This window comes from Tunturibacter psychrotolerans (assembly GCF_040359615.1).
In the GTDB taxonomy this organism is placed as follows: domain Bacteria; phylum Acidobacteriota; class Terriglobia; order Terriglobales; family Acidobacteriaceae; genus Edaphobacter; species Edaphobacter psychrotolerans.
Genome location: NZ_CP132942.1, coordinates 723,670 through 740,538, shown reverse-complemented (window position 1 = coordinate 740,538; position 16,869 = coordinate 723,670). Strand labels below are relative to the sequence as shown.

Annotated in this window: 19 protein-coding genes; 8 read left to right on the top strand and 11 right to left on the bottom strand. The window is 57.6% G+C overall.

What is annotated here, in order from left to right; genetic code table 11:
• Nucleotides 1–114 precede the first annotated feature (114 nt).
• Entirely contained in the window at nucleotides 115–1,164 is a 1,050-nt protein-coding gene (locus RBB77_RS02985) for an LLM class flavin-dependent oxidoreductase (protein ID WP_353064697.1), read from the bottom strand.
• Between the two features lie 146 nt (nucleotides 1,165–1,310).
• On the opposite strand from RBB77_RS02985, the gene RBB77_RS02980 reads away from it, so the two are divergent.
• The gene (locus tag RBB77_RS02980; protein WP_353064696.1) at nucleotides 1,311–1,688 is read left to right on the top strand and encodes a hypothetical protein; all 378 of its coding nucleotides are present in this window, start codon (nucleotides 1,311–1,313) and stop codon (nucleotides 1,686–1,688) included.
• 32 nt (nucleotides 1,689–1,720) lie between these two features.
• A complete protein-coding gene (locus RBB77_RS02975; protein ID WP_158792936.1) occupies nucleotides 1,721–2,017 on the top strand; it encodes an HU family DNA-binding protein in 297 nt (98 codons plus the stop codon).
• Nucleotides 2,018–2,255: 238 nt separating this feature from the next.
• On the opposite strand, the gene RBB77_RS02970 is transcribed toward RBB77_RS02975, so the two are convergent.
• The 8 genes from RBB77_RS02970 to RBB77_RS02935 form a co-directional block, all read right to left on the bottom strand.
• Complete coding sequence (locus tag RBB77_RS02970) at nucleotides 2,256–2,972, bottom strand: methyltransferase family protein (protein ID WP_353064695.1); 717 nt, start codon at nucleotides 2,970–2,972, stop codon at nucleotides 2,256–2,258.
• A gap of 21 nt (nucleotides 2,973–2,993) precedes the next feature.
• The gene (locus RBB77_RS02965) at nucleotides 2,994–4,298 is read right to left on the bottom strand and encodes a metal-dependent hydrolase family protein (RefSeq protein WP_353064694.1); all 1,305 of its coding nucleotides are present in this window, start codon (nucleotides 4,296–4,298) and stop codon (nucleotides 2,994–2,996) included.
• Between the two features lie 79 nt (nucleotides 4,299–4,377).
• Nucleotides 4,378–5,295, bottom strand: coding sequence for a ParB/RepB/Spo0J family partition protein (locus RBB77_RS02960; RefSeq protein WP_353064693.1), 918 nt, complete (start codon nucleotides 5,293–5,295; stop codon nucleotides 4,378–4,380).
• Nucleotides 5,296–5,389: 94 nt separating this feature from the next.
• Nucleotides 5,390–6,352 carry a ParA family protein gene (locus RBB77_RS02955; RefSeq protein WP_353064692.1) on the bottom strand — a complete coding sequence of 321 codons (963 nt, stop codon included), beginning with the start codon at nucleotides 6,350–6,352 and terminating at the stop codon, nucleotides 5,390–5,392.
• Between the two features lie 161 nt (nucleotides 6,353–6,513).
• Nucleotides 6,514–7,116: a 16S rRNA (guanine(527)-N(7))-methyltransferase RsmG gene (gene rsmG / locus RBB77_RS02950; RefSeq protein WP_353064691.1), complete on the bottom strand. Its 603-nt coding sequence runs from the start codon at nucleotides 7,114–7,116 to the stop codon at nucleotides 6,514–6,516.
• A gap of 76 nt (nucleotides 7,117–7,192) precedes the next feature.
• Nucleotides 7,193–7,972, bottom strand: coding sequence for a gamma-glutamyl-gamma-aminobutyrate hydrolase family protein (locus RBB77_RS02945; RefSeq protein ID WP_353064690.1), 780 nt, complete (start codon nucleotides 7,970–7,972; stop codon nucleotides 7,193–7,195).
• 59 nt (nucleotides 7,973–8,031) lie between these two features.
• The gene (locus RBB77_RS02940) at nucleotides 8,032–8,907 is read right to left on the bottom strand and encodes a lysophospholipid acyltransferase family protein (protein ID WP_353064689.1); all 876 of its coding nucleotides are present in this window, start codon (nucleotides 8,905–8,907) and stop codon (nucleotides 8,032–8,034) included.
• A complete protein-coding gene (locus RBB77_RS02935) occupies nucleotides 8,904–10,367 on the bottom strand; it encodes a bifunctional folylpolyglutamate synthase/dihydrofolate synthase (protein ID WP_353064688.1) in 1,464 nt (487 codons plus the stop codon). Before RBB77_RS02935 ends, RBB77_RS02940 begins: the two co-directional genes overlap by 4 nt.
• A gap of 229 nt (nucleotides 10,368–10,596) precedes the next feature.
• On the opposite strand from RBB77_RS02935, the gene RBB77_RS02930 reads away from it, so the two are divergent.
• On the top strand, nucleotides 10,597–10,731 hold the full coding sequence (locus RBB77_RS02930; protein ID WP_353064687.1) for a hypothetical protein: 135 nt from the start codon (nucleotides 10,597–10,599) through the stop codon (nucleotides 10,729–10,731).
• 210 nt (nucleotides 10,732–10,941) lie between these two features.
• On the opposite strand, the gene RBB77_RS02925 is transcribed toward RBB77_RS02930, so the two are convergent.
• Nucleotides 10,942–11,271 carry a hypothetical protein gene (locus RBB77_RS02925; protein WP_353064686.1) on the bottom strand — a complete coding sequence of 110 codons (330 nt, stop codon included), beginning with the start codon at nucleotides 11,269–11,271 and terminating at the stop codon, nucleotides 10,942–10,944.
• A gap of 219 nt (nucleotides 11,272–11,490) precedes the next feature.
• On the opposite strand from RBB77_RS02925, the gene thrS reads away from it, so the two are divergent.
• From thrS to RBB77_RS02900, 5 genes are all read left to right on the top strand, one after another.
• Nucleotides 11,491–13,509: a threonine--tRNA ligase gene (thrS, locus tag RBB77_RS02920; protein WP_353067566.1), complete on the top strand. Its 2,019-nt coding sequence runs from the start codon at nucleotides 11,491–11,493 to the stop codon at nucleotides 13,507–13,509.
• Between the two features lie 18 nt (nucleotides 13,510–13,527).
• Nucleotides 13,528–13,884 (top strand): hypothetical protein, encoded by a 357-nt coding sequence (locus RBB77_RS02915; RefSeq protein ID WP_353064685.1) that lies wholly within the window; start codon nucleotides 13,528–13,530, stop codon nucleotides 13,882–13,884.
• Nucleotides 13,885–14,098: 214 nt separating this feature from the next.
• Entirely contained in the window at nucleotides 14,099–14,527 is a 429-nt protein-coding gene (locus tag RBB77_RS02910; RefSeq protein WP_353064684.1) for an SRPBCC family protein, read from the top strand.
• Nucleotides 14,528–14,610: 83 nt separating this feature from the next.
• Nucleotides 14,611–15,519 (top strand): NADP-dependent oxidoreductase, encoded by a 909-nt coding sequence (locus RBB77_RS02905; protein ID WP_353064683.1) that lies wholly within the window; start codon nucleotides 14,611–14,613, stop codon nucleotides 15,517–15,519.
• 47 nt (nucleotides 15,520–15,566) lie between these two features.
• On the top strand, nucleotides 15,567–16,118 hold the full coding sequence (locus tag RBB77_RS02900; protein WP_353064682.1) for an SRPBCC family protein: 552 nt from the start codon (nucleotides 15,567–15,569) through the stop codon (nucleotides 16,116–16,118).
• A 38-nt stretch (nucleotides 16,119–16,156) separates the two neighbouring features.
• Here RBB77_RS02900 and RBB77_RS02895 read toward each other — a convergent pair whose 3' ends face one another.
• Complete coding sequence (locus tag RBB77_RS02895; RefSeq protein WP_353064681.1) at nucleotides 16,157–16,765, bottom strand: protein jag; 609 nt, start codon at nucleotides 16,763–16,765, stop codon at nucleotides 16,157–16,159.
• Nucleotides 16,766–16,869 lie beyond the last annotated feature (104 nt).

Genomic DNA, 16,869 nt, shown 5'->3' with positions numbered 1-16,869 from the left:
ACTGCAACGACAACTGCAAGGGTAACCGAAGATCCCTACGGGATGACAAACAGAAGAACAAGCAACGACATGACGATAATGACTCGTGTAAGGGCAGAAGCGAGTGAGTTCGAGTTATTTTGCCGCGACGATTCTGAGAGATTGGCGAATGATCGGAGCTACTTTGGTGCCGAGGAGTTCGATGGCGTGGAGGAGTTTGTCGTGGTGCAGGGCGGCTACGCTCATCTGGAAGCTGATGCGGGAGATGCCGCCAAGGGCCTCGTTCATCTTCAGAAGTTTTGAGGCTACGGTTTCGGGGTCGCTGACCATGAGCGCGCCAGTGGGACGGCGTAGGGCTTCGAACTGATTGCGAGTGACCGGGGGCCAACCGCGTTCCTTGCCGATTTTCGTGAAGGCTTCGGCGTAGCCGGGGAAGAAGTCGTCTGAGGCCTGCTGGTCGGTGTCTGCGACGTAGCCGAGAGCGTGAATGCCGACTTTGAGCGACTCCGGCGCGTGGCCGGAGCGTTTGCCTGCTTCGCGATAGAGGTCGATGAGAGGACGGAAGCGATGGGGTTCGCCACCGATGATGGCGACCATGAGGGGAAGTCCGAGGACTCCGGCGCGGACGAATGACTCCGGCGTGCCACCTACGCCAAGCCAGACAGGGAGGGGGTTTTGCAGCGGGCGGGGGAAGACTCCCTGGCCTGTGAGTGCTGCGCGATGTTTGCCCGACCAGTGAACATTGTTTTTCTCGCGAAGGGTCAGGAGGAGGTCGAGTTTTTCTGCGAAGAGGTCGTCATAGTCCTCGAGCTTGAGGCCGAAGAGAGGGAAGGATTCGATGAAGGAGCCGCGGCCTGCAACGATTTCAGCGCGGCCGCCGGAGATGAGATCGAGCGTTGCGAACTCCTGGAAGACACGGACGGGGTCGGCTGCGCTGAGAACAGTGACGGCACTCGTGAGGCGGATTTTTTTTGTAAGAGATGCTGCAGCCGCGAGGATGACGGCGGGAGCGGAGTCCAGATATTCGCTGCGGTGATGTTCTCCGAGACCGAACTGATCGAGGCCTACTTCGTCGGCGAGCTTGATCTCTTCGAGGAGATGGGCGATGCGCTGCTGCGCGGTGACGATGTGGCCGGTGATGGGGTCTGGAACCAACGCGGCGAAGCTGTCTATCCCGATCTGCATCTTTTATTCCTCTTTGATTGATTGTCTCTTAGAGGTTGATGCGAAGGGAGGAGATTTGATTCGGACGGCGGATCGCTTCAGGAAGACGAGCGGCAAGGCAACGAAGTAATGCAGGGTCTCTCCACTGCGCTGTTCACGATGAAACTGTGAACAGCTTCGGTCGAGATGACGACGCTCTTTTACCGAGATGGAAAGCCCATCCATTTGCCAGGAATGCTGGCGAAAAACACTTTTCTGGCTGTTCAGATCGATTGTGTTTGAGTGATTGCTCAGGGAGATTTTTGCGCCTAAAGCCTGATGTTTTCTTCGAATTTATGAGAAAAATGTACCTGTTTTCGAACAAAACCGAGAAAAACCGGAAAAAACCTGTGGAAACCGAAGAAAGGGAGTTGACAAAGCGCGCGGAAAGGCTGAAGGTGAATTGCGGTACAGTTCTCCGCACCCGCATGAATACTGGTGATTTCGCATTGCCAAACTGGATGCTCATTACTAATTTTTTATGCGGTCAAGGGGAACAGGCCTGAGATTCTATTTCGAAAGCAAGAAGGAGCAATACATGGCAAAGGGAATGACAAAGACAGCGCTGGTTCGCCACCTGGCGGAGAAGCTCGAACTCACCAACAAGCAGACCGCTGGTTTTCTGGAACTGCTGGCAGAGACCGCAGTAAAAGAGACCAAGAAGAATGGCGAGTTCACCATTCCTGGTATCGGCAAGCTGGTAAAGGCAGAGCGTAAGGCGCGTCTTGGCCGCAACCCGCAGACGGGTGAGACCATCAAGATCAAGGCCAAGACCGTGGTTAAGTTCCGCGTGGCCAAGGTTGCAAAGGACACGATCGCACCGGTGAAGAAGTAGTTCGACTGCGACGCTGATGGCGCCGATCGGCGCGAACCTGTCGCATGCGAAAGGCCCTCCCCGATTGTCGCGCCTCAGAGTCTGGTTGCTGATGCGTGTAACGAAACACCAACCCGCTGTGTCCACGAGTTGCATCGTGTGGCGCGGCGGGTTCTTTTAATTTTAACAAAGACAACTGCGTGCTGCGCGCACGGCGCGATCTGCCATCGAGGCTGACGCGCCTTCGGCGCATTTTCTTTTAACGTTTCGGGAGGAAGGCGCGGATGATGAGCGAGATGCCCAGTGAGATGAGGACGCCTTTGATGATGAGGACTGAGTTGTAACGCCAGCCTAGTGCCGCGAAGGACACGAAGACACCCCACATGTAGATCTCGGATAGGAAAGCTTTGAACCACGTGGGTTTTGTCGCGGAGGCGGGGACTCGCGCGCTGAGTGAGGGCAAGAGGCGAGGGACTCTGGCGCAGTAGGCGAGGTAGGGTTCGCCGAGTTTTACGGCGAGAAAGGACTCTTCTGCATGGATGAGACGCAACTGGATAAAGGCGATTGCGAGGATGCAGAAGATGGCTCCGCTGGGTGGCATGAGGAGCGCGAGCGCAAAAGTGTGGAAGAAGGTGCCGAGGTAAAGTGGGTTGCGGAGATGACGATAAGGGCCGTCCGCCATCACGTTGTCGCCATGCATGGTGCCGGCCTTAACGATGGATGGGTCGAGGTAGGCTGAGGCCCAGGTGCGCAGGAATGCTCCTGTGAGGGCGCAGAGAATGCCGAGGATGAGAACCGCGATGGTTGCCGTGCTGAAGCCAAGCCAGCCCGTGCGTGCAGGCCAAGCTGCGAGGTACTGCCATGTGCGGATGGAATCCAGGTGCAGGAAGATGTTCCACGGGGCAATGAAGCCGAGCACGTAGATGATGACGCCCAGAAGGAAGCGGAGACGAAACTCGAGCGCTGTTGCTTTCATGTTGGTTCGTGGAACTCTTTCTTACTGCTTGTGAGTTTCATCTTTGTAGACGACGCCTGACTTCATAACGAAGTTGACGTGCTGGAGGATCTTGACGTCTTTGAGTGGATCGCCATCGATGGCGATGATGTCAGCCCATTTGCCGGGTTCCAGCGTGCCGACGCGGTCGGTCCATCCCATGAGATCTGCCGCGTTAATGGTGCCGGTTTGGATGCCTTGCAGGGGTGACATACCAAACTGATTGACATAGACATCCACCTCATGTGCGTTGAGTCCGTGCGGATAAACGGCGGCGTCGGTACCGAGTGCGATCTTTACGCCAGATTCGATAGCGTGACGAATGTTCGCTTTCTCGACCACGCTGACGTCTTTCATTTTTTGCGCGTACAAGGGTGGAAGGTTGGCATACTGCCGGGCCCAGTCGATGAGATAGGCCGTGGGAACGAGGTAGGTTCCTTTCTTCTTCATGAGGGCGATGTCTTCGTCGTTGATGTAGCTGCCGTGTTCGATGGAGTCGACACCGGCTTCGGTGGCGAAGAGGATGCCCTGGGCGCCATGGGCATGAGCTGCCACTTTGCGGCCGAGACGATGCGCGTCAGCTACGATGGCCTGCATCTCTTCGAGGGTGTATTGCGAGGCTTGCGGGTCGTCGCCCTTTGAGAGGACGCCGCCTGTGGCTCCGATCTTGATGAGGTCGGCTCCGTACTTGATGTTTTCGCGGACCTGGTGCTGAACGGCGGGGATGCCGTCGGCTACGCCTTCAGCGTGGTAGTGAAATTCGTACGGGAGAAGGTTCTCGTCCATGTGTCCGCCGGTGATGCCGAGTGGGGGACCAGAGACCTGCATGTGCGGGCCGGGGATGTGACCTGCGTTGATCTCGTCGCGGAGAGCTACATCCGTGTAGTCGTTCGCGCCTACGTTGCGGACAGTGGTGAAACCGGCTTCGAGTGTGACCTTTGCGTTTTCGACGCCAATGATCGCCTCTTTCGCTGGCGTCATCGAGAGTTCGAAGTAGGGATCGAAGTTTGCGGAGGCGCCGGTGAGGTGGGTGTGGACGTCGATGAGGCCAGGCATTACGGTGTAATGCGTGAGGTCGATCTCGGTGTCGCCTTGCTGCTTTGGCGTGGATGCCGTTGGTGCGACGGCAGTGATGCGATCGCCGGTCACGATGATGGTCTGGCCGGCGGGTTCAGCACCGGTCTTCACGTCGAGCAGATGGCCGGTGCGGACGAGAGTTCGAGTTGCTGTTTGAGCAGAGGCGGAGAAGACTGCAATTTGTAACAGAACGGCGAACAAATAAAGTTTCATGTGGTTCGCTTTACGCATGCGCAGTCTCCTGGACTTGTCTTTGAGAATTGTCGGCCGTTTCTAATTTGTGAAATTTATGAGTGCGGGTGATCGTAACCTAGTCGCCGCCTAGCGCGGTGAGGATAGAGTCGAAGTCTTCGAGGCCGGAGTATTCGATAATGACGCGGCCCTTTCCGTTCTTGTCCTCGATGCGGACCTTGAGGCCGAGGGTGCGGCGAAGACGGTCCTGGGCCTCGCGGACGTTGGGATCTTCCGGTTGGGCATCGGCCTTGGACTCCTTCTTCTCTTTCGCCTCGGGGTTGATGAGGCCCTGCACGTAGGTTTCTGTTTGGCGGACGGACATCGACAGTGCCATGACTTTTTGCGCGGCTGCGGTGATTGCTTCGGGTGAGTCGAGCGCGAGCAGGGTGCGGGCGTGGCCGAAGGTGAGGTCGCCAGATTCCACTTTTTGCTGAATGGACTCTGGTAAACGTAACAAACGAAGGAAGTTAGCTACGCTGGCGCGCTCTTTTCCGGTGCGAATCGCCATCTGCTCTTGCGTCATTTTGAAGTCGTTGCTGAGGCGTTGATAGGCGCGGGCCTGTTCGATCGGGTTGAGATCGGCGCGCTGGAGGTTCTCGACAATAGTCATCTCGAGCGTTTGCTCGTCGGAGACCTGGCGGACTATCGCCGGGATGGTGGCTTTATTTGCCTTCTTGCTGGCCAGCCAGCGGCGCTCGCCGGTTATCAACTGGTAACGACCTCCGCTAAGCGGTCGCACGACAATAGGCTGCACCACGCCTGATGCAGCGATGGACTGAGCCAGCTCGGATAGTTTGGCCTCGTCGAAGTGGCTGCGGGTCTGATAGGGGTTGCGGTCGATCTGGTCGAGGGGAATCTCGAGGGGTTTGCCAGTTGGCTCGGCGACGGCTGGTGTCGGCGGTGGTGGGGGCGCGGCGGCGGGACGCTGGGGAAGGAGGGATTCAAGGCCTTTACCCAAGGCTCGACGTTTGGGATCTGCTGTGGCGGTTGGCATGGTTTACGACTTTCCTGGTGATTTATTTCGGTCTATCTGACCTGTGTCCTGCCGGACGGGCCCACTGCGCGTGGAGCGGCCACTCCGTGGCTTTTTAACTTTGCTTGGATTGCCAGAAGCGGGTCTTCTTTTCTGGCTTGTTGAAGGACTTGAGAGCGCTGGCGGCAGCAGCGGCGGCTGCTTTGCGTCGCTTTTCTTCGGGACTGGCCATGTTGTTGCGAGATAGTAGCTCGAGCGCCAACTCGCGGTAGGCCTCAGAGCCGCGTGACTTGGGATCGTAGAGTGAAACGGGTTTGCCGTGGCTGGGGGCTTCGGCGAGGCGGATATTGCGGGGGATCGTCGTCTTAAGGAGCTTGTCGTCGAAGAAGGCTTGAAGATTCTCGGAGACCTGCTGGGAGAGGTTGGTGCGGTCGTCGTACATGGTGAGGAGAACGCCCTCCAGAACAAGGCCGGGATTGAAGCTCTGCCCGACACGGTCGAGGGTGCTCATCAGCTCGGAGATGCCCTCAAGGGCGAAGTACTCGGCTTGCATGGGGACGAGCAGGCTGTCGGCGGCGACTAGCGAGTTGAGGGTCAGGAGGTCGAGGGCTGGGGGGCAATCGAGAAGGATAAAGGGGTAATCGGCGCGGATAGGCTCGATGGCGTCGCGGAGCTTGAACTCGCGGCGGTCGAGGGCGATGAGTTCGATCGTGGCGCCGATGAGGTTTTTGCTGCTGGGAATGAGCTTGAGAGAGTCGATGTCGGTGGAGAGAAGGGCTTCGGCGATGGTGGTCTGGCCGACCAGGATGTCGTAGATGCTGAGGCGAGCGTCTTCGCCGTCCTTTGCTCGGGCGAAGCCGAGGCCGCCGGTGGAGTTGGCCTGGGGGTCGCAGTCGATGAGGAGCGTGTTGAGGCCTTCGAGGGCGAGCGCTGCCGCTAGATTGATCGCGGTCGTGGTCTTGCCGACTCCGCCCTTTTGATTGACGACGGCGATGACCTTGGAGGCCTTCGGGGGAGATTTCGGGTCAGCGGAGCCGGATGCTGCGTCAGACTTGGGTATGAGTTGTTCAGTCGTCATTGCGGTAGTTGAAGGGTATCGGGCTGAGGCCGAGGTGGCAATGGGAGTGGTCTGTGCAGAACGAGCGGCGGCTGTGGAGAACTTGTGGGATACGGGATTTAGGGCCTAGATTGAAGGGTTTCGGAAGGGCTGGTGTGGAAATCTTTGTTCCACGTGGACGGTTAATTGCGGGTTCCACGGAGGAGCATGCTGGACTCGGTAGTAGGGATTGGGATGGATTTTTGGAAGGTGAAGCCTGGAGGTGGGGTTGGTGGGATTCCTGCAAGGAGAAGGAGATCGCTGCTGGCGCGGGGGGCGGCGGCGGCGAGGGCGGCAGCCATATTATCTACTGCGCGAAGGGTAACGGTATGAAAATGAAGGCCTTGTGGCATGGACTCGGCGCGCGCTGCCCATATTTCGACCTTGAGATCAAGGGTTCTGACTGCTTCTCGAAGGAAGGTTGATTTCTTGTTTTGGGATTCTGCAAGGGTTACGGCGATCTCGGGGCGCAGGATGGCGATGGGGAGGCCCGGGAAACCAGCTCCAGAGCCGAAGTCGAGTAATGTGGTGGCTTCGGAGGAAAGATGGAGCCCGGCGAAAAGGCTCTCCCCGAAGTGGCGGCGGACGATCTCTTCGGGATCCCGGATGGCGGTTAGATTGGTGCGGGCGTTCCACTTGAGGAGGAGTTCGAGGTATGTAGAGAGCTTTGGGAGGATGCCGGGAGGTGGGGATGGAAGAAATGGGGTCAGGATGTTGGCGATCTGAGCCTCTGAGAGCGTTGGCATGGGAATACCAGTATCTCAGAGAGGCTCAAGTGGCCAGATGTTCCACGTGGAACGTTTGTAAGCGCAACGTGAGAGCTCAGGCTACGGAGGTGTGGATGGGGCGTGGGGTCCATGCGGCTGCTTGCGCAACGAAGCGGTCGAAAAGAGTCCGGGAACTTTGGCTAATGTCGTAGCTGCGCTCGGGATGCCACTGAACGCCGAGGACGAAGTGCGACGTGGCTCCTTCGCTTGCCTGGCCCCCCTCTACCGCTTCGATGACACCGTCCTGTGGGCATCGCGCGGCGACGCGAAAGCCGTCCCCGGGGATGCCGATGGCCTGGTGGTGGCTGGAGTTGATGGGGAGGCGAAGAAAGTCGTCTTGTTCGGGGGCTTCACTGGGGTCCAGGAGGGAGCCAAGGAGGGAGTCGGGGGCTATTGCGGCGGAGTGGGCTATCGCGACGCTTTTGCCGGCGGCGTGGTTGACCGGGAGGATCGACAGATCCTGTACAAGGGTGCCGCCGCGCCAGACGTTGAGGAACTGCAGGCCGAAGCAGATCGCGAAGATGGGTTTATAGAGGTTGTGGGCGTCCTGAATGAGGAGTTCATCCACATTCTCCCGAGGGTTGTCGGCTGGAGAGCACTCCGGGATCGGTTCCTGGCCGTATTTCTGTGGGTTGACGTCGGCGGGACTTCCCGGGAGGAGGACGGCCTGGCAGGTGTTAATGAGATTGGCGATGGCGGTGGGGGTCGCGTCGATGGGAATTTCTACCGGGAGGCCGCCGCTACGCTCAACGGCTGCGGCGTATTGGGGCCAGGAGCGTTGGTTGTAGGCGACGTCGGTGCTCGTAGGGATAGGAATGGCGATGCGGGGCTTCATGGCAGGTTAATCATACGACCTGCCGCCGTGTTCCACGTGGAACATCTTTGGCGTAAGCGTTAGTCGTTTTTGGAGTACTGGGAGTAGGTGGCCGAGATCGATTCGTAAAGGCGTTGCGTGAGGGTATCGGCGTCTCGGGTACTGAGGCCGACGGTGGGAATGGGGTCGCCAACTACGATAAAGATGGGTCGAGGGTGAAGCGCGTAGACGTGGATCGGAAGGAGCTCGTAAGTGCCGATGAGAGTCAGGGGGATCAATGGGACCTGGGCTTTGATCGCCATGTAGGCGCAGCCGGACATCATCGTCTGGAGCTGGCCGGTGGCTGCGCGGCCACCTTCAGGAAAGAGGACCAACGGAAGGCCTTGTTTGAGAGTGGCAACGCCGCGATTCAGGCTGGCGACGAGCGATCGAGGGCTTTGGGTATCAACGGGGACCTGGCCGGAGCGGTTGAGATACCAGCCGATGAAGGGGATCTTCCAGAGGGACTGCTTGGCGAGGATGCGGAATTGAAAGGGGAGTTTGGCGAAGAGGACCGGGGTGTCCATGTAGCTGAGGTGGTTGGAGGCGTAGACAGCGGTTTCTTGTTCGTGGAGTTTTTCACGACCAACGATTTTCACCGGCGAAAGGCTGATCAGGAGCAGAGTGCGGGCCCATAGGTGAGCGATGGCGTGCTGCTGGCGGCCGGACTTGTCCCACAGACCTGCCAGCAGGGATATGCAACCAAAACCTGCAGTGGCGAGACCTATAAGCGGGATGGCAACGAGGTAAGACAGCCAGCGTAGGGCGAAGGGTGGCTGGTTTGGAGTGAAGGGCGACGGAGCAGTCGGCTCCTCGACGGCCAGGGTGGGCGACGGCTTCGGTTCGGCTGATACTGAAACAACACTGTCGTTTTTCGTGTTTGCTGTTGCGTCGTCCGCCAAGGGGGAGTCGTTCATAGTTCTCCGGCGAGGCGGCGGATCTCGCCTACTAAATATACGGAGCCGGTGGCGATGATCAGGCCATTGGCAGGGGTTACGGCGCGGGCCTGATCAAGTGCGGCGGCGAGGTGAGGGGCGGCGAGGGCCGGGATGTCGAGGGCATGTGCGACGGCTAGGAGATCCTCGATCCGGGCAGCGCGGGGATTGTCGATGGGGGCGAAGACGATGTGGTCTTTGCGGCGCTCGGGGTCACCTGAGGACGGGTCGAAGAGGGTAAAGAGGATCTGGGCCATCTCGTTGAGATCCTTATCGCGGAGACAGCTAAAAAGGAGGGTACGGGGCTGGGCTTCGGGAAGCTGGGCGATGGCGGCACGGAGGGTCCAGGCACCGGCTGGATTGTGCGCTACATCGAGCAACAGGCTCGGACCGCTGGGGAAGGTAAGGAGCTCGAGCCGCCCGGGCCACTGCGTGTTTCGAATTCCCGCTTCGATATGAGCGTTGGAGATATTGTAACCAGATTGGTTGCTTTCCAAGTGTAATTTGTAACCGTTTAGGTTACGTATCTCGACGGCAGCAGCAATTGCCAGGGCAATATTGCGTTGTTGATGGTGTCCGGAGAGCGGCGAGTTGACCTCGAGGGGTTCTCCGTCGATCGTGACCCGGTAATGATTGGCCGGGAGGGGTGTTGCTGTTTCGTGGCTGCGCGCTTCCAGGTCGTGCCGTGAAACGCCGGGAGTCTGCCGGGGGATGTAGTTGGCGGCATTAATGGCGCGGAGATTGAGGGTGGCAGCGGCCTCGCCAATGGCCTGGTTGGCCTCGGGATGCTGGGGGAGCGTGATGAGAGTGCCGCCTGGGCGCAGGATGCCGGCTTTTTCGCGGGTTATCTCGGTGATGGTGTTGCCGAGGTAGTCCTGGTGGTCAAGGGCGATGTCGGTGATCACGGAGAGGATGGGGTCGACTATGTTGGTGGCATCAAGACGGCCGCCAAGGCCTACCTCGAGGATGGCAATGTCTACCGGAGTCTTCTCTGCCTGTATGACTCTCTCGCCCGCAAAGTATAGAAAACCAACGGCGGTGAGGACCTCGAAGAAGCTGGGCGGGTAGGGTAGGTCACCGGAATCAACTAGGAGGCGGGCGGACTCGTCGACATGGAAGTAGAGGCGGGCGAAATCTTCGTCGGAGATCTCGCGACCGTCGATCTGGATGCGCTCGTTGACGCGTACCAGGTGGGGCGACGTGTAGAGGCCGGTTCGGTAGCCGGCGGCGGTGAGGATGCTGCTCAGAGTAGCGGCCGTGGAGCCCTTGCCATTGGTTCCGGCGATCAGAACGGCGGGAAACGTAATTTGGGGGTTGCCGAGGGCCCCGGCCAGGACTCGCATGTGGACGAGATCAAACTTTCGGCGGGGAGTGTCGGGCGTTGCAGGGGCGAGCTCGTGGCCCAGAGCGTAGAGATGGTCGACCGCTGCGGCGTAAGACATGGGGTTATTTTAGGCGATTGATTGGATTTGAGTAGTTTGGCGGGGTGGGATAGGGAGGGTTCTGTTCTTACACGGTCGTGCTGCCGATAACACCAAGGTGGGATATCGAGGGAGGTTCGACGGGCGGATAGTGGGGTATCAACAGTTGCAACATGCAATGTTTTGCACTTTAGACTGCCGGTTCAAAACCTCGAAGGGCTCTGAAAGCCCAGAGGAAAAAGGAGATGTTATGCGCGTAGCACTCGGTATCGCATTTGCAATGGTCGCCGTCGCCCCGTTTTTTGGTCGTTGGAGGGCGAATGTCTGGCTGAAGAAGCATATCCCTGTGGAACCTACCATGAAGAGCCTTCCGGAGATCGCGTAACGAAAATTTATAGTAGTTACCGATAAACAAAACAGGACCGTTGCCCAAAGGGGTGCGGTCCTTCTGTTTTGGGCGATGGGCTTGTTTCAAGTGATTGGTTTTCTTGTTCGATAGTTTGGAGACTGCCCTCATTTAAAAGGCAAAAAAATGCGGACAGCTATCGCTGCCCGCCAAAAAGTCTTGGGTTGGTTGTGGCAATAGGGTGAAGAGCTATCTCTCTTGCCTCTGCCGGGAGATCATTACGACTTTGGAGATCTCGCTGGGAATTCTTCTAGAGGGACCTGCCAACATAGCGGTCCTGGTGAATTTGGGAGAGCCTGTCCATCCGGGAAGCCGAAAGAGATCGAAGGGATGGGCTTCGGCCGTAGTTTCGCCGCCCTGCTCGGGAGAGTGATGGTCGCCAAGCTCTCCGAGGACGATGGAGCGCATGGTGGCGCGTTCGGGGGAAGAAGCAAGCTCCCAGTAGAGGCGGAAGCCCTGACCGCAGACGGGGCAGTGGATGTCCTGTCGGAATTCGGATCTTCGGAGTAAAACCTGCATGTTGCCGTCCTGTACGCTACTAGCGGATCTCTGGACACCAAACATTATTACCGTAGCCGGACTTGTTCGAAGGGGCCATAGCACCGTTGTCCGAGGGTATGGTTCGGTAGTAACTCTCTCGACATGACCCGCCAAAGGTCCGTTCGGTCTTCGCCGACGAGGAACCCGTCTCGACGCGATTTATGACAACCATCTATTCTTGAAGATGTGAGCGAGCAGATGATCAAGATTCAGCTTCCGGATGGTTCAGTGCGTGAGGTTTCACGCGGTACGACAGCGTATGACGTGGCGACGAGCATTTCGCCGCGGCTGGCTGCAGCAGTCGTGGTGGCGCGGATTCGTCCACTGACGTCGGTGGCAACGGGAGCGACCGAGACTGAAGAGACCTCGGAAGCCGCAATGTATGGCGGCGCGGAAGGCGGCGAGCGGCTGGTGGATCTGGCCGCGCCTCTGACGGAAGATGTCGCGCTCGAGTTGCTGAAGGAGAGCGATGAGGCTGCACTGAAGGTGGTGCGGCACTCCGCAGCGCACGTAATGGCGACAGCGATTCTCGAACTGTTTCCCGAAACCAAGCTTGGACATGGACCGGCGACGGATTCTGGCTTCTTCTATGACGTGTACCGCGAGACGCCGTTCAGTGACGAGGATCTCGCTGCGATTGAGACGCGCATGGCCGAAGTTGTTGGGCGCGATGAGAAGTTTATGCGGGAGGAGGAGTCGCGTGAGATGGGGCTGAAGGACTACGCCGAACAAGGCGAGTTCATGAAGGTTCACTTCATTGAAAAGTTTACGAAGGCGGGCGATGAGATTTCGCTCTATCGCAATGGAAAGTTTGTGGACTTCTGCCGTGGGCCGCATGTGCCTTCGACGGGTCGCGTGAAGGCGTTCAAGGTGACTTCGGTCGCGGGCGCTTATTGGCTGGGTGATGAGAAGAATCAGCAGCTGCAACGCATCTATGGCACTGCATTCTTTAATGCGAAGGACCTCGACGCGCACTTCAAACGGTTGGAGGAGATCAAGGCTCGCGACCACCGCGTGCTGGGCAAGCAGCTCGATCTTTTTTCCATTCAAGAGGTCGCGGGTTCAGGGCTGATCTTCTGGCATGCGAAGGGCGGCCTGATCCGCAAGACGATGGAAGACTGGATGCGCGAAGAATGTATCCGTCGCGGTTACGATATGGTCTACACCCCGCACATCATGCGGCGTGAGCTCTGGAAGATCTCCGGGCATGAGGGCTTCTATTCGCAGAATATGTATCCGCCGATGGAGCTAGACGATGCGGAGTATCGGCTGAAGCCGATGAACTGTCCGGGGCACATTCTGATTTATAAGAATTCGCCACGCAGCTATCGCGACCTGCCGATTCGTTATGCGGAGCTTGGCAATGTGTATCGCTATGAGCGCAGTGGAACCATGCACGGTCTGTTGCGAGTGCGTGGATTTACGCAAGATGATGCGCACATCTTCTGCACCCCGGAGCAGGTCGTCAGCGAGGTTGAAGGATGCCTCGACTTCGCCGAGGCTGTGCTGAAGACTTTTGGGTTCGACGAATACCGCGTCGAGCTTTCGCTGCGCGACCCGAATAAAGCAGGTGAGTTTGTAGGTAATGCCGCCGACTGGGAGAAAGCAGAGTCGGCGCTGAAGGCCGTCCTGACAAATCGAGGCGTGGCGTTCAAAGCCATTCCCGGCGAAGGCGCGTTCTACGGACCGAAGATCGATATCAAACTCGTAGACGTTCTGGGACGGTTGTGGCAGCTGTCTACTGTTCAGTTCGACTTCAACCTACCCGCCCGCTTCGAGCTTGAGTACAAAGGCGAAGATGGGGAGTTGCATCAGCCGGTGATGGTGCATCGTGCGCTCTTCGGTTCAGTCGAGCGTTTCTTCGGTGTGTTGATTGAGCACTACGCCGGTGCGTTTCCGCTGTGGCTGGCTCCGGTGCAGATCGGCATCGTGCCTATCTCAGAGAAGCATGTGGAGTATGCCCGGTCAGTGAAGGCGAAGCTCGAAGCCTCGGGACTGCGTGTCGAAGTCGACGAGCGGAACGAAAAGATGAATGCGAAGATCCGCGAGTTCACGCTGCAGAAGGTGCCGTTTGTGCTGGTGATGGGCGATAAGGAAGCGGCTGCGGAGGCAGTCAGCGTGCGGACTCGCGGTAAGGGCGATGAAGGAAGTGTTGCGCTTGCCGACTTTATTGAAAGAGCTAAAGGGCTGGTCGCCTCAAAGACGGTTGCACTCTGAGTCTTAGCCGGGGAGTTGATGATGGCTTCGCTTTCTGACGAGGATCGCACAGCAGCGATTGCAATTCTCGAGCAGCTGCGCGAGAAGATTGCTGCTGTCGCTGGCGAGGATCGCGAACGGCTGTTTCAACTGCGACGATACATTCTGAAGCGCCTGGAGTTCGATGAGCGTGGAACACCGACACAGCGTCGCAGACTGAAAGAGGCGAAGCGCAAGAGTCAGTTTGGACTATGCGCTTTGTGTCAAACGGCGCTGCCGGAACGCGGCGCGGAGCTTGATCGGTTTCGAGCGATCGAAGGGTATACTGCAAGGAATACCCAGTTGGTTTGCCATAACTGTCATCAGAAAGCTGAAGCGGAACGCGGCTTCACATGATGTCGAGAGATATGATTCTCGAGAATCCATAATTGTAGACCTGGCTATCAGGGTGCCGACCGTCCGGAGATTATTCGCCGCCGAGATCGCGCATCTGTTGGCCGACAAAGGTTTAGATTGAGTCGGCAGGCTGACCGACGGTACAATCTACAGGGGACCGATGTTTACGATTAGCGATAGTGTTCATATCAATGCTCCGATCGAGAGATGTTTCATGCTTTCGACCAACATTGAGTTGGTAGGAAAAACGCTGGGGATGAAACCGATCGAAGGGAAGACCCAGGGAACGATAGTGCAAGGGGACAAGCTCCTTTGGGCAGGATGGAAGTTCGGTTTTCCCCAGATGCACGAGAGCCTCATTACCCGATATGAACGGCCTGTGTTTTTTCAGGACACAATGGGACGTGGACGCTTCAAGAGATTTCAGCACGACCACCACCTCTTCTATATGGATGGTCGTACGGTGTTGAACGACAAGATTCGGTTCACACTGCCGCTTTCCTGGGCAGGAAGGATCGTTGCGCGTGCGATCCTTGTGCCGTACATCTCCCGCGTGCTACGGCGCAGGATGAAGCTCCTGAAAAAGATTGCTGAGAGCCAGGAGTGGCGAAAATATCTGCCGGAAGAGACGCGAGCGGACTAGGACTGCGCCGCGACTTTAATTCGTCTTTTTTAATGATCACTTCGAGAACAGGTGCGCATCTCACTTGTCTGGGGGATGTCTCGATGAAAGCTATTGTCCTGCATGAGTATGGTGGACCGGGGAATTTGAAGTATGAATCGGTGCCCGACCCCGTAGCTGGCATGGGTGAGGTGTTGATCAGGGTCGCAGCGACCAGCGTAAATCCTATCGACTACAAGCTTCGGAGCGGAGATGCAAGATCGTATTATCCATTGGAGCTGCCAGCGATCATCGGGGTAGACTTTTCCGGAATCGTGCGGGAAGTCGGCGAAAAGGTCAGCGGTTTTAAAGTCGGCGACAAAGTGATGGGTTTTGGCTCAAAAGCCTACGCTGAGCTGGTAACGGCGAAGGCGACGGATCTGGCACTGGTTCCGGAAAAACTGGACCTGATCCATGCGGCGGCACTGCCTCTTGTGACCGCGACCGGAGAGCAGCTGATTACGCGGGGCACCAAGATTCAGTCGGGCCAGACGGTGCTTGTGTCCGGCGCTCTGGGTGGTGTTGGACGATCAGCGGTATGGACCGCGAAGAAGGCGGGCGCCATTGTGATCGCCGGGGTGAGGAAGTCGCAACTAAAACAGGCTGAGACTCTTGGAGCAAACCAGGTGCTCGCTCTGGATGACTCTGCGGCAATGGGGAAGCTCGGGTTCATCGATGCGGTAGCCGACACGGTGGCTGGGAAGACTGCGGAGGCCTTGCTGGCTAAGGTAAAGCAAGGAGGAGTCTTCGCCTCGGTGTTGGGAACGCCTGCAAATGCGAAGATGCATCCGACCGTCAAGGTCGAGGAGGTTTACGCTGTGCCGGATGCTAAGACGTTGCGAACTCTGGCAGAAGATCAGGTCGCTGGACGGTTTGTGATTCCAGTCGACAGGATGGTTCCGCTTGCCGATGCAGGGGAAGCTCAGGCGGCGGCGGCCAAAGGTGGGATTGGAAAGATATTGTTACTGGCGTAGTCTACTTCTGTTATGCCGAACACCGAAGAGCAAATGGTGACGGACCCATGGAGACGATTCGTTCAGAGACCTGGATCAATGCACCCGTAGAACGCTGCTTCCTGCTTTCCCTGAGTATTGATCTTCATGTTGCGTCGGCGCGTTCGTCCCGAGAGCAAGCGATAGAAGGGGTGACCACCGGCCTGATCAGCGAAGGCGAGACGGTGACCTTCCGTGGCCGGCACTTTTGCTTGAGCCTGCGACACAAGAGCCGCATCGAGGTAATGCGACCCTATTCGTACTTTCGCGATGTCATGGTTGCGGGTGTGTTTTCGCACTTCGAGCATGACCATCACTTCGCGACCATGGATGAGGGCACTCGCATGAGGGATGAGATTCGATTCATTCCTCCGTTGGGGGCGCTGGGCCGGGTGGCGACGAAGACCCTGGTGAGGCGTCACGTTGCCGCCTTCCTGATGGAGCGGAATAGAGGGATGAAACAGGTGGCAGAGTCTGAGGACTGGCACCGCTACCTGGATGGACAATCTGTAACCGTTGCCTTAGCTCCTGCGAAAGAAGGATGGGAGCCAAGCAGTCTGATGCCGCGCTCGCAGAGCTGACCATTTCGACGCGTGAGGACTGAACTTTCCGGCGTTTGCTAACGACGACGGAAGCTATTGCGAATGGCGCGGGTACGATCCTCCGTCGCAATCGGCTGCGTGGGCGCCGGACCTTCCGGATAAAGAACCACAAAACGTCTGGGCCCTTCGCCCGAGGAAGCTGTCGGCAGGCCGGACTTCGCCAGGGCGAGATGCAGCATCCGGCGTTCACGCGATGTCATGGGCGGAAACGAATAGGGTCGGCCATTGGCGCGAACCTGTTCGATGGCCGTCTGCGCAGCAAGCTGGAGTTCACCGTCGCGTTTTGCTTTGAAGCCTTCGGCATCGAAGAAGATGAGGTCGTGCTCTTCGGGTTCGAGTCCAAGGATCTTCGCGGCGATGTGCTCGATAGCGTGAAGAAGTTCGCCGTTGCGGGCAAGAAGGAGGGGAGTATCTGTGCCACTAAACTCGACGCAGATCAAGGGCGATGGTTCGGAGGAGGGGACAGCGGGAATAGCGCCGATCGGAACATCAGCGTTGGGTTGCACTTGGCCGTTGCAGGCAAGGATGTGAGATTGGAGGTCGAGATTTCCTGTATCCGTCAAAACTTTCAGGAAGTCTGCGATCTTTTTCACCGCACGGCCCTGATCCGTCAGGGGGTTCGTCATTTTTCTTAAGACCGATTTCGAGGTAATGAAGTTTCAGCTATTTGTAATTTGACTCTCACAAAGTAGTACCACTTTGAAGTGGTACTACCTATTGAAGTTCGTCA

Bases quoted from the DNA above. Each gene is read 5' to 3' on its own strand.
- RBB77_RS02985 (WP_353064697.1), bottom strand. From the start codon at position 1,164: ATGCAGATCGGGATAGACAGCTTCGCCGCGTTGGTTCCAGACCCCATC.
- RBB77_RS02975 (WP_158792936.1), top strand. From the start codon at position 1,721: ATGGCAAAGGGAATGACAAAGACAGCGCTGGTTCGCCACCTGGCGGAG.
- RBB77_RS02970 (WP_353064695.1), bottom strand. From the start codon at position 2,972: ATGAAAGCAACAGCGCTCGAGTTTCGTCTCCGCTTCCTTCTGGGCGTC.
- RBB77_RS02965 (WP_353064694.1), bottom strand. From the start codon at position 4,298: ATGCGTAAAGCGAACCACATGAAACTTTATTTGTTCGCCGTTCTGTTA.
- RBB77_RS02960 (WP_353064693.1), bottom strand. From the start codon at position 5,295: ATGCCAACCGCCACAGCAGATCCCAAACGTCGAGCCTTGGGTAAAGGC.
- RBB77_RS02955 (WP_353064692.1), bottom strand. From the start codon at position 6,352: ATGACGACTGAACAACTCATACCCAAGTCTGACGCAGCATCCGGCTCC.
- rsmG (WP_353064691.1), bottom strand. From the start codon at position 7,116: ATGCCAACGCTCTCAGAGGCTCAGATCGCCAACATCCTGACCCCATTT.
- RBB77_RS02945 (WP_353064690.1), bottom strand. From the start codon at position 7,972: ATGAAGCCCCGCATCGCCATTCCTATCCCTACGAGCACCGACGTCGCC.
- RBB77_RS02940 (WP_353064689.1), bottom strand. From the start codon at position 8,907: ATGAACGACTCCCCCTTGGCGGACGACGCAACAGCAAACACGAAAAAC.
- RBB77_RS02935 (WP_353064688.1), bottom strand. From the start codon at position 10,367: ATGTCTTACGCCGCAGCGGTCGACCATCTCTACGCTCTGGGCCACGAG.
- RBB77_RS02930 (WP_353064687.1), top strand. From the start codon at position 10,597: ATGCGCGTAGCACTCGGTATCGCATTTGCAATGGTCGCCGTCGCCCCG.
- RBB77_RS02925 (WP_353064686.1), bottom strand. From the start codon at position 11,271: ATGCAGGTTTTACTCCGAAGATCCGAATTCCGACAGGACATCCACTGC.
- thrS (WP_353067566.1), top strand. From the start codon at position 11,491: ATGATCAAGATTCAGCTTCCGGATGGTTCAGTGCGTGAGGTTTCACGC.
- RBB77_RS02915 (WP_353064685.1), top strand. From the start codon at position 13,528: ATGATGGCTTCGCTTTCTGACGAGGATCGCACAGCAGCGATTGCAATT.
- RBB77_RS02910 (WP_353064684.1), top strand. From the start codon at position 14,099: ATGCTTTCGACCAACATTGAGTTGGTAGGAAAAACGCTGGGGATGAAA.
- RBB77_RS02905 (WP_353064683.1), top strand. From the start codon at position 14,611: ATGAAAGCTATTGTCCTGCATGAGTATGGTGGACCGGGGAATTTGAAG.
- RBB77_RS02900 (WP_353064682.1), top strand. From the start codon at position 15,567: ATGGAGACGATTCGTTCAGAGACCTGGATCAATGCACCCGTAGAACGC.
- RBB77_RS02895 (WP_353064681.1), bottom strand. From the start codon at position 16,765: ATGACGAACCCCCTGACGGATCAGGGCCGTGCGGTGAAAAAGATCGCA.